10 protein-coding genes are annotated in these 17,209 nt (G+C 55.5%); 5 read left to right on the forward strand and 5 right to left on the reverse strand.

The window, feature by feature from the left end:
• The first annotated feature begins 475 nt into the window (after positions 1-475).
• Positions 476-2,476 carry an Ig-like domain-containing protein gene (locus FrondiHNR_RS02130; RefSeq protein ID WP_279353601.1) on the forward strand — a complete coding sequence of 667 codons (2,001 nt, stop codon included), beginning with the start codon at positions 476-478 and terminating at the stop codon, positions 2,474-2,476.
• Between the two features lie 185 nt (positions 2,477-2,661).
• The gene (locus tag FrondiHNR_RS02135; RefSeq protein ID WP_279353602.1) at positions 2,662-5,151 is read left to right on the forward strand and encodes an Ig-like domain-containing protein; all 2,490 of its coding nucleotides are present in this window, start codon (positions 2,662-2,664) and stop codon (positions 5,149-5,151) included.
• A gap of 412 nt (positions 5,152-5,563) precedes the next feature.
• Here FrondiHNR_RS02135 and FrondiHNR_RS02140 read toward each other — a convergent pair whose 3' ends face one another.
• On the reverse strand, positions 5,564-7,549 hold the full coding sequence (locus tag FrondiHNR_RS02140) for a sigma-70 family RNA polymerase sigma factor (RefSeq protein ID WP_279353603.1): 1,986 nt from the start codon (positions 7,547-7,549) through the stop codon (positions 5,564-5,566).
• 300 nt (positions 7,550-7,849) lie between these two features.
• Here FrondiHNR_RS02140 and FrondiHNR_RS02145 point away from each other — a divergent pair, with 300 nt between their 5' ends.
• On the forward strand, positions 7,850-10,570 hold the full coding sequence (locus FrondiHNR_RS02145; protein ID WP_279353604.1) for a leucine-rich repeat domain-containing protein: 2,721 nt from the start codon (positions 7,850-7,852) through the stop codon (positions 10,568-10,570).
• Between the two features lie 140 nt (positions 10,571-10,710).
• Here FrondiHNR_RS02145 and FrondiHNR_RS02150 read toward each other — a convergent pair whose 3' ends face one another.
• Positions 10,711-10,953, reverse strand: coding sequence for a LuxR C-terminal-related transcriptional regulator (locus FrondiHNR_RS02150; protein ID WP_279353605.1), 243 nt, complete (start codon positions 10,951-10,953; stop codon positions 10,711-10,713).
• A 214-nt stretch (positions 10,954-11,167) separates the two neighbouring features.
• Here FrondiHNR_RS02150 and hutU point away from each other — a divergent pair, with 214 nt between their 5' ends.
• Positions 11,168-12,838 (forward strand): urocanate hydratase, encoded by a 1,671-nt coding sequence (gene hutU, locus FrondiHNR_RS02155; RefSeq protein WP_279353606.1) that lies wholly within the window; start codon positions 11,168-11,170, stop codon positions 12,836-12,838.
• Between the two features lie 139 nt (positions 12,839-12,977).
• Positions 12,978-14,165: an imidazolonepropionase gene (gene hutI, locus FrondiHNR_RS02160; RefSeq protein ID WP_279353607.1), complete on the forward strand. Its 1,188-nt coding sequence runs from the start codon at positions 12,978-12,980 to the stop codon at positions 14,163-14,165.
• Here hutI and FrondiHNR_RS02165 read toward each other — a convergent pair.
• From FrondiHNR_RS02165 to FrondiHNR_RS02175, 3 genes are all read right to left on the reverse strand, one after another.
• Complete coding sequence (locus FrondiHNR_RS02165; protein WP_279353608.1) at positions 14,162-15,325, reverse strand: globin domain-containing protein; 1,164 nt, start codon at positions 15,323-15,325, stop codon at positions 14,162-14,164. The genes hutI and FrondiHNR_RS02165 overlap by 4 nt on opposite strands.
• Positions 15,326-15,634: 309 nt before the next feature.
• Positions 15,635-16,084, reverse strand: a complete 450-nt coding sequence (locus FrondiHNR_RS02170; protein ID WP_279354450.1) for an Rrf2 family transcriptional regulator — start codon at positions 16,082-16,084, stop codon at positions 15,635-15,637.
• Between the two features lie 85 nt (positions 16,085-16,169).
• Positions 16,170-17,201 (reverse strand): arginase family protein, encoded by a 1,032-nt coding sequence (locus tag FrondiHNR_RS02175; RefSeq protein ID WP_279353609.1) that lies wholly within the window; start codon positions 17,199-17,201, stop codon positions 16,170-16,172.
• Positions 17,202-17,209: the final 8 nt, after the last annotated feature.

Below are 17,209 nucleotides of genomic sequence, written 5' to 3' on the forward strand. Positions count from 1 at the left end.
TAGAGCTGTGGTGGGTGTTGCTGCTGGCGAAGTGTTGCCGGTATTCGCCACGCATAATCCAGTGGTTTTGAGGCTTATCCCTGTTCGTAACCTCCCTGAATTCCGGTTGAGGGCACCATTATGTTGGTGCGCCCTCTTATATAACTTGTCATACTACTGTACTGTGATTTGTCGAAAATATATTGCACTGTGTTACACGCACAAAAAATAGGGCAAAAAAGCCATTTTAAAAAATTGTTTTTTACACTTATAACCTTTATTTATCAGGGAAAAAGAAGATTTATGGATGTTTTTCAGCCGAATTTTAAATTATTTTTTGCTAAGAGAAAATGAGAAGGCCCTCTATGATCTCTTAATATGTGTGGGGGTTTTCGTTATCTGTAATCTTCCACGCATGGAATACAGATACTCAATAATTGCCGGTAGCCAACGGGGGAAGCTCAGGCAATGTAACTAACAGTTAGGGGAAAGATAAATGACTATTGATCATAAGGATCGAGTGAGAGTGCGAGGGAAATCATCCCTTCGTGCTCTGGCGCTAGCCGCAATTGGAGCGGTGTTCGCTTCCGGGCTTGTTATCGGCACGGGTGGCAGCGATGCTGAGGCCGTGGACTGGCAGAATGACCCGACCGTATCGCCACGTTACGAGGTGGTTGATGTTCTCGGTGCAAATGAGCGTGTTGCGTACGGAACCGCCGAGATGAGGGCTGACTTTGTTGTGAGGGTTCCGCGCGGCGAAAGACCTACCGGGGTGAGATACAACCTTTACCTGGAGAAAGGCGGGACACAGGTCTCAACGGTTCTTACGCCAGTGACCAATATCCAGGCAGTTGTCGGACAAAACTATCAGGTTGTTGGTAGTCGGGTCGTTGGTAGTGACGAATTCCTGGCCATTAGTGCACGAGGAGACTCGATTACTCAGGAGTACAGGGCAGACGCGATAAAGGTTCAAGCCTTTTACCTGAATTTCCCCTCGGGAGTTATTTCCTTCCACTACAAGGTAAACTCAATGACCCGTTACGGCAATGGGGGACGTCCTCATGCCCTGAACGTTTGGGACTACACGACAAAGCATCGCTTTGGTTATGTGGGTCCAAACAGCCAGACGGGTTGGGGTAATGTGACCACTTCGCCGACCCAAACCCTGCACGGTGGACTCTTCTCCATTGATGCCCTGACCTCAGGACGAACCGCCGCTGCGGGTTGTGACATCACGGACTCGCTCTACTATCAGTTTGTGCGTGGCGACAACGGTAAGCCGGCATCCGTTACGCCTGAGCCTCGTCACCTGTCCATTACCAGTCACGCGAGCGGTGTGATTGGCGAAACTCTTGCGGCACACCTGGGGCAGTTCCAGCTGGATGACCCCGGATACTACAAATTGCTGGTGTGGCCTCAGGCCCGCAGCTCGCGCTCACCTTTTGTAGGCTGTGAAGGAATCTCCTGGAACCCTGCGGACCCTGCTCAGGGGACCCAAGTTGGTTCGGTCTTTTGGCAGTATGACTTCGGTGCCAGCACGGTTGCCCCGAAGGAAAGCAGCTTTGCCGTGACCACGGGAACTCGCCTCGCAAACGGAACGGATGCCCATCAGGCAACCGTCACGCTGCGTAACTCTTCCGGTCAACCGATTGCCGGAAAAACGGTTGACTTCTCAGCATCTGATCCCGCACGGGTAAGTGTGCCCGCAACCGCTGTGACTAACGCTAACGGTCAGGCTCAGGTAAATGTCACAAGCAGAGAGCCTGGAACGTATAACATAAAGGCATCTGTAGCCGGTGTCACCATAGGTAATGCGGCAGGTTTGCCCGTGAGCTTTATTGCGGATGGGCCGCGGATAGACTTTACCCAGACCGCGCTGCGTACAACCGCAGGAAACCGGGTTCCCGACGGGGTCGACTTCCACCGGGTAACAGTGACCGTTATCGATCAGAATGGTGCCCCGATTCCAGGCGTCGACGTTGCGTTTGCGGCGGTGGGTGATCCAGTGAGCCTGAACACCACCACGGCACGCTCGAACGCAAACGGTGTTGCTGCGGTGAGGGTAACCTCGACCGCGGACGCAACCGCCAGGATAAGTGCCACCATTGGTGGGGTGCCGGTGACGCAGCCTAGCCCGACGGTGACCGTTTCTTTTGCTCGGGTGATTGATTTTAACGCGACTCGTCTCTCCGTCACGAAGGATTTTGCTCTCTCAGACGGAATCGATAGCCAGACAATCAACGTGCAGGTGCTTGATACCAGTGGAAATCCAATGCCCGGTGTTGAGGTTCAATTCACAGGTCAGGCGGGATTGCGCCCCGTCAGTGGACGGATCATAACCGATGTAAACGGTGATGCCGATTGGTTGGTAACAGCGCGTACCCCGGGAGACTACGAGGTGCGAGCCACGATTAACGGAACTGCCGTGAGGGTTACCGGCGGAACGGGAACCGTGGGTATCGCTACTTTCTTGGAACGCGATCCGCGATCCAACTAGTTAATCGCTAGTTTCCCCCTGGGCGGCGGTCAGCTGCGATGACTTGAAAAAAGTTTTGGTATAAGGCACCTGCTGACCGCTGCTCTTTACGTATCGAGCACATAGGTTTTCAATACTTGCATTCGAGTATTGAAAGGTTTCAGTACTCATCTCGGGGTATTGAAAGTCAGAAAAGAAAGAAAAAGATGACGAGTATTAGAAGACAAATCTGGAAACAGGCTGTCGCGGTGGGTGTTCTCTCCGCCAGTATGTTTGCACTATCCGGGGTGACGGCGGCAACAGCATATGGTGGTGCCGCGGTAGAGACACAGCGTGTCAATACCAAGGTCAAGGCGGCCGCTACTATTTCCGTTGCAAATTCCTCTGTAACAACAACAGAGGGTGTGGTCCGCTCATACAATAACCAGGGGGCTTTCCCCGGCCCGGAGGATGGGGTTCATGCGGTCACCTTGAACCTTAAAGACAGCAATAATAACCCGGTTGTGGGTCTTGCAGGTGCCTTGTCGGGTAGCAACTCCCCGGTAAAGGTGTGGGCTACACTTGACCAGGTTGATGCGGGAATCACCCCTCCTCGGGCCTATTTCGACCGTTTCCTTGAGTTGGCTCCGGGGCAATACCGGGCAGAAATCCAGGTTCCCTATTCCGGAACCTATACGGTCCAGGCCAAAATAAATGATGTTGACATTCCGGGAGCTCCGAGCACCGGTAGGATCACCTTCATCAAGTCTTATGTTGAGGTTGTCAAGAATGATGCGTTGGCAGACGGCACGGACAGTAACATCGTTCGTGTTTATCCCATGTATCTTGATGGAAGGCCAATTCCCGGCTATCGCGCAAATCTGACAAGTGCCTATCCCTTTGAAATTCAAGGTGCCACACTGGGGCGCTCTACAGAACGTACCGACTTGGGAGTGGGAGTCTACGATGTTCCCGTGCGGTCTAACCTAGTGGGAACCCATAATCTCACGGTCAAGCTACCCGCAAACTCTCAGCTGAGTGGTGTTCCGCTTGCTGGTGGAACGAACATTGCCCTCAACTTTAGAGGGGATGTTTCTTTCGACGAGACAACTCTGAGTGTTACTCAGGGAACACGCTTTGCAGACGGGACAGATTTCCACACCGCAACGGTCACGGTTCGTGACCCTGACGGTGAACCCATACCCAACGTTCGTGTGGATTTCTCTGCAAGCACACCCAGCCGTCTCAATTTCTCCTCCACGGATACGATTAGTGACAGCAACGGTGTGGCTTCGGTTGACATTACTACTTTACGTGCGGGTGAATACCGTATTGGGGCCAGCATCAGTGGAACCTTTGTATCCCAGCCGAGCCCCGTGCAAACTATCCGATTCATCAATCCGATTAGCTTTGCTACGACAGACTGGAGCGTAACTGCTGGCGATAAGGTAGCGAACGGAAACGACAAGCATACAGCCACCGTGACCGTACGGGATAGCAGCAACAACCCGATTCCGGGTGCAACGGTTGTCGTCTCCAGCACGTCTAGTGATGTGGCGCTGTCGCCGACAAGCGCAACGTCTAATGCCAACGGTGTTGCCACCGTGGATGTCACAACCAGGGTTCCGGGAACCTACACACTGAGCGCAACTGTGAACGGAACGGCCGTGACCGTCCCCAGCAGTACCCTTGATGTGAACTTCATTCCTGAAACTCCGCCGGTTTCCTTCACTGAGACCACGCTACTTGCATCAACGGGTGACCGTTTTGCAGACGGTGTTGATTCACACGAGGCAACAGTGACGGTTCGCGATGCCCAGGGCAATCCGATTTCCGGTGTTGAGGTAGCATTTGCCTCAACAAACCAGTCAGCGGTTGACTTCTCCGCTCCAACAGCTGTTTCCGGTGCTGACGGTACTGCACGTATCACCATCACCTCAACAACAATAGGAAGCTACGATATCTCCGCTACGATTGGTGGACAGGCCGTCACCAGGCCAGCCGCAAGCCAGCAAATCAGGTTTGTTGCTCCTATCGACTACAGCCGAACCACGCTCAGCGCCACTACCGGTCCGAAGATTGCAAACGGAGTTGCCGCACATCAGGCAACCGTGACCGTCGTGAACACCCTGGGTCTTCCCGTGGTGGGCACACCGGTATCCTTCGCAAGCACCCCGGCCGGAGCAACGCTTTCGCCCGCGGTTGCAACGACGGACTCCGCCGGAGTAGCTGTCATCAATATCACCAGCTCCACCGTAAACGACTACGCAATTAGCGCAACCGTTGGTGGAAACCCCGTGACACAACCGAACCCGACCGTAACGGTGTCGTTTGTGAGCTCGACCTCTGTTGATAAAGATGCTAGCGTCATCGTCATTTCGGATAACTACGCTTTGGCTAACGGTCGAGACATCTTGACGGCAACGGTTTACGTTGTTGACATGACTGGCGCTCCTGCACCCGGTGTAACGGTGGACTTCACACGGATACCCGGTCTTGACCTGATTGGTGCAACCAGGCTCGTTACGGATGCTAACGGTGTTGTCGTATACAGTGCGACATCAACCCAGTCGGGAACATACACCCTCGACATAAAGGTTGATACCAACGGTGACGGCATTGGCGACGCGACGCTTGATACCGCTCAAGGTGAACCGGACGTGATGTTCTACGGTGAGTCTGATCCGCGATCTCTGCGTCCCCGTCCCAGAGGATAACTCTTAAAGAAAGGTAAAGCATAAGGGCCGGGTGGACTCTGCGTGAGTTCACCCGGCCCTTGTGTTCCCTGTGTGTTTGTGTGACCCGAGTTGGCTCGGGGCTTCAGATGTTTATGCGGTGTGCACGGTCTTGAAGCGGGGTTTATGCAGGATCGTGTTTTGCTGTGGTTGAGGTGGCACAAAGAACGTTCTGGGTGAACAAAGAGCAGTTAGGGTGTGTCTCCTCTATCTGTACACACTGCGGTGCGCCAGAAAGTCGCGCTCGCTGCTGTTATCCTCGACTTTGCCACCAGCGAAGCCTTTCTCTTTACGCCTTGCGATCACGAGTTTCTGACACATCCTCGCTATGCACAGATAGAGGAGGCACACCCTAGTGAGAGCACTTCGTCGTTAACAAAAATGAGGAGTGCGACTAGAGCGGGTCAATACGAACGGTATGCTTCGCGCCCACTCGTGAACCGTCTCCGGAAAGATACCTTACGGTTGTAGAAAACGGCAAGAGTGGGTCGAAGCCCAGGTTGCCGGATTTAACGGTGATGAGATCCTGTCCGGTGCTCTGCCTGAGGTGATGGCTGAGAGAGCGGGGACCAATAAGGATCTCGACCCCGCTTCCCGGTAGCGAGCTCACCTCAAACGTGAGTGTTTGTGCTCCCGTGCTCTGTGAGACTCCCGGTACGGACAGGATAAATTCTTGTTCGGGAGTCGGCTGAGACTCGGCGCGACTTGCCCTATTCCTCTGAATTGCGGTGAGGATGTTTGTGCCGGGGAGTATCCCCTCACTGGTCACGATTCGCCACTCGCCCAGCTCAGAGACGGATGTTTTGTGAGGGATTCCGTTAATCATTACGGTAACCCGGTATCCAGGCTCTCCTGTTCCCGTAACGATGGGTGAATAAATACCGTTCTCGGTGTCTACTGCCCGGATAGAGGGGAGAGGGACCACCGTGGTGCTGTCGATTGAAAACTGGGTACTTGCCAAATTCGACCGAAGATTACCATGATCAATCTGATAAGCGTGGGCGCTGTAGCTGCTGTTTTGCAACTCTTTTAACTGTACTTTCCAGCCTCCCGCGGCATTGGCAGTTGTGCTGTAAATGGTGGGGGTGGTGCGTGCGGTTTCAGATCCGGAGACTATGAGGGTCACGAGAGCATTGGGCAGAGCTTGACCACTCAGCACGGGGGCGGCAACGTGAAATGAGGTTCCGTTGACAAAATTGAAAGTGGGAGCGTCGGGGAAAAGCATCGGTAGCAGAAGGCTGTTCTGCGTGAGTGTTGGTGGTAAAAACGGTGGTTGAGCGGGAAGCAAGAGCATTGTCTCGGCGTTGTCAACGGTGTTGCTCTCGGCATCGGCGTCGGTGCCGTTTGGTGCTGACGCGCGAGTGGGGGTCTGAGGTTTGGGGGAGGGTGTAGATCCTGCTGCTTCGGGCTGTGATGGAGGTGGAGTTTCCTGCTGCGGGAGCAAGAAAGGGGTAACCGCAATCGCGATCACGGCAAGCCCACCGAGGACTGGGGCGATAAAGGATGGCGCACTCACCGCAGAGGCGGTTGTGCCGCCGGAGGATGCACTGATCGCTCCAGCCGCCGAGGCTAAAGGCTTGCCCGCGAGGAGGGCAGCAGCGGAGGCTCCGGAGACAACCGTCAGCGGTATTAAGAAGCTATTGAGGTTTGTCGCGACATTTTTTGCTTCCCGGAGGATTGACGGACAGCTGGGGCAAGTCTCCAGGTGTTGGAGAATTTTTTGATGGTCTCTTTTACGGTGTTTCCCGCGAGAGAAGGCTCCTAAACGCGCAATAGTCCACGTACACTCCGGGGACCTCTTGTGGTCTCTCAGGTGTGCCTGGATCCAGGCTTGCCGCAGTGATTCACGTGCACGAAATGTGGCGCCGCTTGCCGCATTGGGAGTAAGACCAAGTTTTGTTCCCAATTCCGAGGGGGTGAGCCCTTCAACCTCTGAGGCCCAGAGAACCTGTCTTTCAACTGGTGTGAGAGATTCAAATGCGTTTTTCATGAGGATTCTGTTGGCGAGGCGGGTTTCAGGCGCCTCCTCATCAAACTCGAGCATCTGATCGTCAAAAATTGTGTGGCCGCCGTCGTTCTCTGTAACATCAACCGGTATCTCAAGATTTTTACGGCCCCAGGTTCGAGCCGTGTTGCGAATCGTTGCAACCAGGTAGGGGCGGAAATCAACCGTTGGTCCCTTTCCTCCCTGGATGGCAGATAAAATTCTGAGGTATGATTCGGCTACTAAATCCTCAGGATCAAAGTCTTTTGTGAATGTGCGGGCATGGTTCAAGCCGTCCTCCGCGTGGCGCAGCCACAGGGCAGCGTACGACGCTGAGTCTCCGTTACGAGTTGCCTGTATGAGTTCTTCATCGCTGAGTTCTGCGTAAGCGTTCATGGTTCCCCTTCCCCATTTGGGTTTCCGTACACGATGGATCACTGATCTGTGTGGTGAATAACCCCTGTTTAACTTAAATAACCCTTTAAATAAAGAGTCATTTAGTGTGAATCTATTTTTCGCTCATCAGATTTTTTGTTTTATTTTCAGGAACTATCAAGGTCGAGACTTTTTTAGCTCTTTTCTCCGCAGCACAAAAGCCATCGGGGCAAAGCTGTTCTTTATATATGGGAGACGTCAAATTCTTTGATGTTTTATTTTGTCTCAATTGATGCTATCTACTTAGTAAGGGGTATTCTTATGTCTCAAGTTTCTCGTGTGGGGGGCGCTGAGTTCCCGAGAGATAGGAAGGGATGGGGGGTTCGTATGTTTGCGTTGGCAACCGCGGGACTCCTGTTCTTCTCGGGGCTGATCGGCGGGGGTGGTAGTCCTGCAAGTGCAGCGCCGGAAGATTCTGTGGTGATTACCGATCCGCTCATGGCTCAGTGCATTGCAGGTACCAATGACGGTTCGTCTTTCGCCCCGGGTGACCCAATAGCTCCCAATACCTATAGAGAAGAGCAGCTTGCACGTATTTATTCACTTTCGTGTTCTTTACCCGTCACGGATCTGAGCCCCCTGCAGTACATGAGTGGGTTGCGGGAGCTGACTCTTGACGATAGCTCACAGATCGGCGATTACTCTCCGCTCGCATCAGTGCCCCAAATGCGGGGTTTATACCTCAAGAACACTAGCATTCAAGATTTGTCCGCTCTTCAGGGTTATACAAATATGTCGCGGCTTCATCTGAACGGTGCCCCCCAACTCACTGATATCTCCGCCATGAGCAGTTTTACATCGCTCAGCATACTCAGGTTGCGGGACGCCCCTCAGATTACGGATTACTCGGCGCTATCAGACGTGACCAACATCACTCAGATCACTGTGACAAACTCTGGGATGACGGTGTTTCCAGACATGAGTAGGCTTACTCAGTTAGCCAGTCTTGATGTGAGCAACAACAATCTCGCCAGTGTTGACTCTCTGCAGAATATATCGGGGCTGCTTCAGTTTGATGCGATGCACAATAGGATAACCGACATTTCGCCCTTATCTACGCATCCTAATATTAGGACAATTAATATTAATGATAATCAGATAGTTAACCTGAATGCTCTCCGCTCGCTTCCTAAGTTAGAGATTTTGCGAGCCTATAATAATCAGATAAATGATATGAGTGGGATGGCCAATCTCCCCAGCCTTCGTACCCTTTCCATCAATAACAACAGAGCGGCTAATATCCCGGCCACGACTGACCTGCCGAATCTCCAGGTGCTTGAAGCTCAAAATACCAATATGAGCGATCTATCATTTCTGAGGAACAGCACAAGCCTCTATCGCATTCTGATTATGGAGAACAGTATTACAAGTCTCGAGCCGTTGAGAAACCTGTCGAACCTGACTTTTATCTCGGCACGTGACAATCAGATCACAGACACCTCACCCCTGGCCGGGCATACAAAACTAGAGGTGCTTTGGCTGAAGGATAACCAGGTTAGCGATGTATCTTCGCTTTCTGCTCTCACTAATCTGGTGGAGCTTAACCTGGCTGGCAACCACGTGAGAGACCTCTCCGCTCTTCCCCAATATGACATTACCGATGTGCTCCAGTTTGAGGGACAGACGCTTCAATCGCCGGTGAACGCGACTAGGCTTGAGGGTAGTGACGTTGCGACTGCCCCGCTGAACACTCCGCTCAATCGTGATGGTACCCCCGCCACGATCACTGCAAGCTCCGACTACACGGTTGATACCGTGAACAACACCATTGAGTGGACCGGCCTCAACGCGGGAACGAGCAGCGTTTCCTACACCTTCAGCGGCAATGAGACCTTCAGCGGAACGGTGACCTACAACGTGAACACCACCGCTCCGCCGGTTCGTGAGATTGTTCCACCCGTCCTCGAGGTGAGCAATGGAACAAAGGTTGTGGGCACCCCACTGCACCCGGACGATACTCTCACCCTCGTGGATAAAGACGATAACGAGATCGCCGGTGTGGTTATCCGAGACGGTAACGGCGGGTTTACGTTTACCCCGGACACCCCTCTCACCGAGGATGACCAGGTTTACATTAAGGTAACCGCGCCCGAGGGTCACTCCGTGCGTGTGCCGGTGGTTGTGGACACCACCAAACCGGCACCTCCTCAGTTGGACCCCACCGATGGAAATATCGTCACGGGTTGTGCGGAAGTTGGAAGCACCGTGACCGTTCGTGATCCCAGCGGAAAGGTTATCGGAGTTGGCACCGTTGGGCCCGATTGCCGCTTCTCCATAACCCTTACCGAGCCGCAGGAGTTAGGAACTGTTCTTGAGGTCGATGTGACGGATGCGGCCGGTAATGTTTCTGACCCCGCCACGGTTACCGTGGGCCCCGCCCTTCTGCTCGATGCTTCCCACCTCCAGCCCGGCGAGGTCCAGATTGCTCGTGGCTTTGGGTTCGAGCCGGGTGAGGAAGTCTCAGCAGACTTTGTCGAAGCCTTACCGGGCGGAGAGGCCGCTGCTAAAGCCTCTCGGAGAATGGAACGAGCTAACACGCAATCCTCCGGTGATGTGTCGGGAGTAGCTGCCGCAAGCTTTACGCAAGCTTCTCAGATCAAGGCCGTCAGCTCCCAGAGTGCTAGCAACACAAATGGGGCTGTCATGTCGAGTAGACAGGTAGCGGCTCTTGATCTGGGAACCCAGATCGCCAACGAACGTGGAGAGGTTGTGTTCCAGTTCACGGTTCCGCAGGATGCTTCGCACACTCGCCACACGGTAACGTTGAACGCCTCCTTCAGCGGAACGGCTACAGGAGACTTCGACGTAGTTGTGTTGGGTAGCGGACAGGGAGGAGACTCCAGGCTGGTCAATACGGGTATGGAAACACCCGCGCTAGCTCTAGGGCTTGGTGTCCTGCTCCTGCTGCTGGGCGCAGCCACCGCTGTGTTTCGTCACCGTCAGGCCGCAACAACGTTCTCGTCTCGGTTTGATAAAAACTAGATAAGAGCGCGTAAGTTGTGACTGGGTGGGGTGATCCTTAGGGATCACCCCACCCAGCTATTTGCTGCCGTCGCTTCTTGCTCAAGCTCCCTCTGTGTACGAGGCCTTTACGCTGCCTCGAAAACATCAGACGCGGGTGGTTAGAGCAATCCCATGCGCGAGGCCTTCTCAATTGCATCATTTTTGCATGAGACCCCGAGTTTTCTATAGGCGCTACGCAATTGCGACTTAATCGTGTTTGTTGAAACGAATAGTGTTTTTGCGATGTGCCTCGTTGTTTCGCATGTTGCGAGATGCCTGAGCACAATAATTTCGCGCTCGGTTAGTGCGGGCTTGACATGGTATGTCGGCTTTTTTTGCAGGTCAGAAAAGTGTTGGTTCACGTTATATCCCCCGAAATATTGAACATCTTTTTAAGACTTTCACCAATTATTCTAGGGTGTGAACCTGGGCGTGCACGTCTGAATGCTCGAGAAAGTTCCCATAATATCCAGATCCTGTCTGAAATAACAGACAGTGGGTGTGTATTTTGCGTTGTTTGCCCTTACCCATCGCGGTTGGATAGCAGGAGACACATCAAGGGAAAGGCATAAGACAATGGTGTTACCAGGAGCACGGCCCGTTCGCGCGGCACGGGGCAGCGATATCTCTGCAAAGAACTGGCAGACCGAGGCAGCATTGAGGATGCTGTATAACAACCTGGATCCCGAGGTTGCCGAGCGTCCCGATGACCTGGTTGTTTATGGAGGAACCGGACGCGCAGCTCGAGACTGGGCAAGCTTTGACGCGATATCGCAAACTTTGAAAGGTCTTGAGGCAGACGAGACACTTCTTGTTCAATCAGGCAAGCCCGTGGGTGTTTTTCGTACAAGCGTGTGGGCTCCCAGGGTGCTCATTGCAAACTCCAACCTGGTCGGAGACTGGGCTAATTGGCCAGAGTTTCGACGGCTTGAAGCCGAAGGTCTCACGATGTACGGTCAGATGACCGCCGGGTCGTGGATCTACATTGGTACGCAGGGAATTCTGCAGGGAACCTACGAGACCTTCGCGGCTATAGCTCGCAAAAGGTTCGACGGAACCCTGGCGGGAACCCTTACCCTCACGGGAGGGTGTGGTGGTATGGGAGGGGCGCAACCCCTCGCGGTTACGCTCAACGGTGGTGCTGTGCTTATTGTGGATATTGACAAGACGCGCCTTGATCGTCGTGCGGGTAAACGTTACCTCGACGTTGTTGAGACGGATTTGGATGTCGCCCTTGCCCGGGTTCTGAGTGCAAAAGAGACAAAGACAGCCCTTTCTGTAGGGTTGGTGGGCAACGCCGCAGAGGTTTTCCCGGAGCTGTTGAAGCGCGGTGTGAATGTTGACATTGTGACAGATCAGACCTCTGCCCATGACCCACTCTGCTATCTGCCCCTGGGGGTGCCGTTTGCGGAGTGGCGTGAACGGGCGCAGGCTGACCCCGAGGAATTCACCCGGTTGGCCCGTGAATCAATGGCGGCTCAGGTAGACGCCATGATCGGTTTTCAGGATGCCGGCTCTGAGGTCTTTGACTACGGAAATTCGATTCGTGACGAGGCGCGGGCGGGCGGTTGCGACCGGGCGTTTGACTTTCCCGGTTTTGTACCGGCCTATATTCGTCCGCTTTTCTGTGAGGGGCTGGGGCCCTTCCGCTGGGTGGCTCTTTCCGGGGACCCCGAAGATATTGCGGTGACAGACCGTGCGCTTCTTGAGCTTTTTCCCGAAAACGAACACCTCAAGCGATGGATTCACGCGGCTCAGGAGCACGTGGAATATGAGGGTCTTCCCGCTCGTATTTGCTGGTTGGGTTACGGCGATCGGGCGAGGGCGGGCGTGCTCTTTAACGATCTAGTTGCCCAGGGTAAGGTTTCTGCACCCATCGTGATCGGACGAGACCATCTGGATTCGGGTTCCGTTGCCTCTCCCTACCGTGAGACCGAGTCAATGCTCGACGGCTCCGACGCGATTGCCGACTGGCCGCTACTCAACGCCCTCACGGCTGCCTCTTCGGGTGCAACCTGGGTGTCGATTCATCACGGAGGCGGAGTGGGGATTGGCCGTTCTATTCACTCGGGTCAGGTGGGGGTGGCAGACGGTACTCCTCTTGCCGCCGAAAAGCTGACCCGTCTGCTCACGAACGATCCGGGCATGGGGGTGATCCGTCACGTGGATGCCGGATACTCGCGAGCTGTCGAGGTAGCGGAGGAGCGGGGAGTGCGGATTCCCATGCAACCGCGTTTGCGGGGCTAGGCGACGGCGATAGCGCCCGCGGAGCCGGGCGGATGGTGACTGCGGTTGTGACAGGCAAGGATGGATCGCGCCAGAGGAGGCCGGGCATACTGAGGCGTGAGTTTTGTTCGAATATATAAGATAACGATTAGAGAAGGTTATGAGCGTCCTTATCACGAATATTGGTGAGCTAACCACCCAAGATCCCTTACGCGAGTCGTCTCGGCTGCGTGACGCCGCGGTTGTCCTGGAGGGTGATCGTATCGCCTGGATCGGGTCGGCTGATCGTCCTCCAGCAGCCGATGAGAGAGTGGATGCCGGGGGAAGAGCTGTTCTTCCCGGTTGGGTAGACTCTCACACACACCTGATCTTTGCGGGAGATCGCACCGCCGAGTTCGAGGCCCGCATGGCTGGAGAAGCCTACGCTGCGGGCGGGATCAATGTGACGGTTAACGCAACCCGGGAGGCGAGCGACCAAGGACTCAGGGACAATCTGCTGCGTCTGGTCGGCGAGGCCAGGCGTGGTGGAACCACGACCATCGAGACCAAGACCGGATACGGGCTGACGGTTGAGGATGAGTTACGGGCGGCCCGGATCGCCGGAGAGATCGTTGACGAGGTGACGTTTCTGGGAGCCCATGTTGTCCCGGAAGGGTCTGCCCGGGAGGAGTATCTCCGTCTGGTCACGGGCGAAATGCTGGATACTGTGGCGCCGCATGTCTCCGCCGTCGACGTGTTCTGCGAAACCGGGGCCTTTGACGCTGGGGAGACGGCCCGGGTTCTCCAATCGGCGAGGGAGCGCTCGCTCGCGACCCACGTGCATGGTAACCAGCTGGGCCCGGGGCCAGGGGTTCAGCTTGCGGTGGAGTATAGGTCGTTGAGCGTTGATCACCTGGGGTTCCTGAGCGCGGCGGATATTGACGCGCTTGCCGCAGCAGCAACCCTGGAGCATCCCACCGTGGCGACCGTTCTACCCGCCTGCGATCTTTCCACGCGGATGCCCCTGGCTCCCGCCCGTGAGCTTGTGGATGCCGGTGCGATTGTTGCTATCGCGAGCAACTGTAACCCCGGTACCTCATATACCTCTTCTATGGGGTTTGCCGTGGCTACGGCGGTACTCCAGATGCGTCTCACGGTTGAGGAGGCCGTTTACGCTGCAACCTATGGAGGTGCCCGGGCACTCGGGCGACACGTTGCGTCCGCCGATAAGCCCGCGGTAGGTCATATCTCGGTGGGAGCGCGCGCCGACATTCAGATGCTCGACGCGCCCTCCGTCACCCACCTGGCTTATCGCCCGGGGATGCCGCTCACCGCTGCTGTATGGGCTGCTGGCCGTCGGGTGGTTTAGCTTACCTGCCACACATCCGGGCCAAAGATTTCGTAGTGAACCCTGTGAGCGGGGATTCCCGCGGCCAGGGCTTCCTCTCGAATCTTTTTCATGAAGGGAAGCGGCCCGCAAATATAAACTGAGGCATCATCCGGAAGGGTGATATCGCTGAGTGACATGTGCCCGCTGTGCGATTGCTCTCCGGTGTCCTCTCCCAGCCACGTGTGTAGCGTGGCGTTGGAGAGGCGTTCGAGGTCGCTCCTGATCTGTTCGCTGAGCGCCCACTCTTCGGGTCGATGATCCGCGTGGAGCACCACGACGTCCCGTTTGGAGTCGCTATCGGCCAGCGTTCGAATCATGGCAGCGGTGGGGGTGCAGCCGATTCCCGCCGAGGCAAAGACAACGGGGTGTTCGCCGCTGTCGAGAACAACGTCACCGTAGGGGTTGGACACCTGAACGACGTCTCCCACCTGGATATCGTTGTGCAGTAGGGGGGAAACCTCCCCCTCATCATCGCGCTTGGTGGTGAAGGAGCGCTCGTTCGCGCCGTTGGCGGTGAGCGTGTATTGACGCGCTTGGTGAATACCGGAGGGCAGCTTAACCTTGACGCTCACGTACTGTCCGGGAAGTGATGGTGTGACGGGGGTGTCGTCGGCGGGTTCCAAAACAAATGAGTGGGTGTGTTTTGTTGTGGCGGTTTTTGAGACGACGCGCCAGGGGGCCCAGATCTTGTTGTTGGCCTGTTGGGCGTAAAGATCACGTTCCAGTTTGATGAGGGCGTCTGCCATGAGCCAGTAAACCTCGGTCCAGGCCTCGGCAACCTCCGGGGTGATGGCGTCGCCGAGATCCTCGACGATGGCCGCAAAGAGGTTCTCGTAGACAATGTTGTATTGCTCCGGCAGAATGCCGAGCGAAGTGTGTTTGTGGGCGATGCGCGAGAGCAGTGCTTCGGGCAGGGTCCCGGGATTCTGTACGAGGTGGCTGGCAAACACGGCGATGCTTCCGGCGAGAGCCTTGGGTTGATACCCGGTTTTCTGGTTATTGGTACTGAAGATACCGTCAAGCAGTTCTGGATGCGCGTCAAACATTCGTTTATAGAAGCGGGGTGTGATGTGTCCGATGCGCTCTCCAATGATGGGGAGAGTCGCTTCGATGGTGGGGCGAGATTTTTCTGACAGCAAGATTACCTCCTGTTGTAGGGGAAACGTCTGACGTGATGCCGACGTAATATACGCATTTTAAATACGTATATAACCGGTATACACCTGTTCTCGCGATACTTCAAATCGAAGAAATTGGAGTGTTGAATTCTTTGTATACAGAAAATTGGTTGTTGATATTCCGGTTTTCTCTAACCCCTGAATTTCTGATCGGAGGGCGGGGTGTAGGTCGGTACCGTATAAGGATTGTCCTGTTCTGGGACGTGGCTTGGTGCCGTATAAAATTTCTCGGGGTCTCGGGTGTGCAGCCCGCGTTATTGCAGATCTCTTTTAGTCTGCGGTGTGCAGGCCGATCGTGGCAAAGATGGCTTTGGCCTGGGTACGCGTGGGGAGCTCTGCAACCACGATGTCGTCAAGCTCACGTAGAAAAGCCTCGCGCGCCTGGTTGAGTGCGTGTCGGAGACGGCAATCACCGGCGAGAGGGCAATCACCTCGGGGTGACATACAATCAGCGACATCTTCCCGAGTGCTGAGCAGGCGTATCACCTGCCCCACGGTGGCCGCGCGCCCCGCCTCGTTGAGGCGCGCCCCGCCGTGGCGACCGCGGGTGACGCTCACAAAGCCCAAACGACTCAAACCGGATACGGTTTTACTGACGTGGTTGAACGGTGTCCCTACCGCAGCGGCAATCTCTCTGCTGGAGAGCATTTCACCCTCTTTGAGGGTTGCGAGAACCAGCATTGCGCGGAGGCTTACATCCGTATAGGCGCTGATTTTCATTACTTCAAGTATGAGCATGAAGTGAGCATCAGGTCAATTTTTTTCGTGCCTGGGACCTGGTTTTTGTCCCGTCGGGAGTGCGGTGCTAGCGTGCGGGTGTGGTGATTGGCATACGCTCTACTAGACCTGCCGCGGACTCCAGCACGAGCAGCGCGGCGAGGCGAACGGTGCGGGCATCGGGGGTATCAGCCGTCGCATCAATCTCGGTGAGGTCGATTGATCGCACGCGAGGGTCGCGCGCGATAAAACGGGTGGCGATTCGAAGCTCGTGGGCGGTGAGACCACCCGGTAGTGATGCGGGGCAGGCGGGCGCAACCGAGCGGTCACACACATCAACATCAATGTCTACGTGCACGGGACCACCCGCAGAGCCGGCAATTTTTAGAGCCTCCCGAACGGCATCCGTTATCGAAGCGGGGGAGAGGTCGTTTCTGTGGATAACTGTGATGCCCAGATCCGCGGCCCGGCGGGTATATTCCAGGGAGTTTGCAAAGTCAGCGATGCCGATCTGTACGACGCGTGTGCCGCTGAGCCCGGCCTCAATAAGCCGTCGCACGGGAGAACCGTTGCTGATACCGTCACGCAGGTCGTGGTGCGCGTCAAAGGTGATGAGGCCGGCCGTGGTGATGTCCGTTCCCCAGGTTCCTAGGGCTGCCGGAACCGTCGCGGCGTTATCGCCGCCAAGGGCGAGCATAAGTTGAACATCGCGTGTGATCTTTGTGATGCGCGTGATGGCATCGGCCTCGCTCCATCCCGCATCCGGTTCTTCGAGGTTGCCGCAGTCAACTACTGTGAGGGCATCCTCAATCACCAGATCGCCGCGGGTGACCCTGCTCGGCTGGCTGGTGGTTCGGGTCTCGCCTCGTGATCCCACAGACGAATTGCCACTGTGTGGTGCCGGCGTGAACCCCGTTGCGGCATAACCCGAGTAGCGGCGCAGCGCGTCACGAATCGCGTCCGGGGTGGTGTGCGCTTGCGTTGGTGAGAGTGAGGTGCGCCAGGTAGGAACCCCGATGATCGCCAGGTCGACCCGTTTTTCAGGAGGGAGAGAGCCGGGCGCGGGCCAGCTTCCCGTGCGGGGCCAGAGCGGATCGTGCGACAGCTGTGCTGATGTCATGCTTCCGA

The sequence above is a fragment of the Lysinibacter sp. HNR genome (assembly GCF_029760935.1).
Taxonomy (GTDB): domain Bacteria; phylum Actinomycetota; class Actinomycetes; order Actinomycetales; family Microbacteriaceae; genus HNR.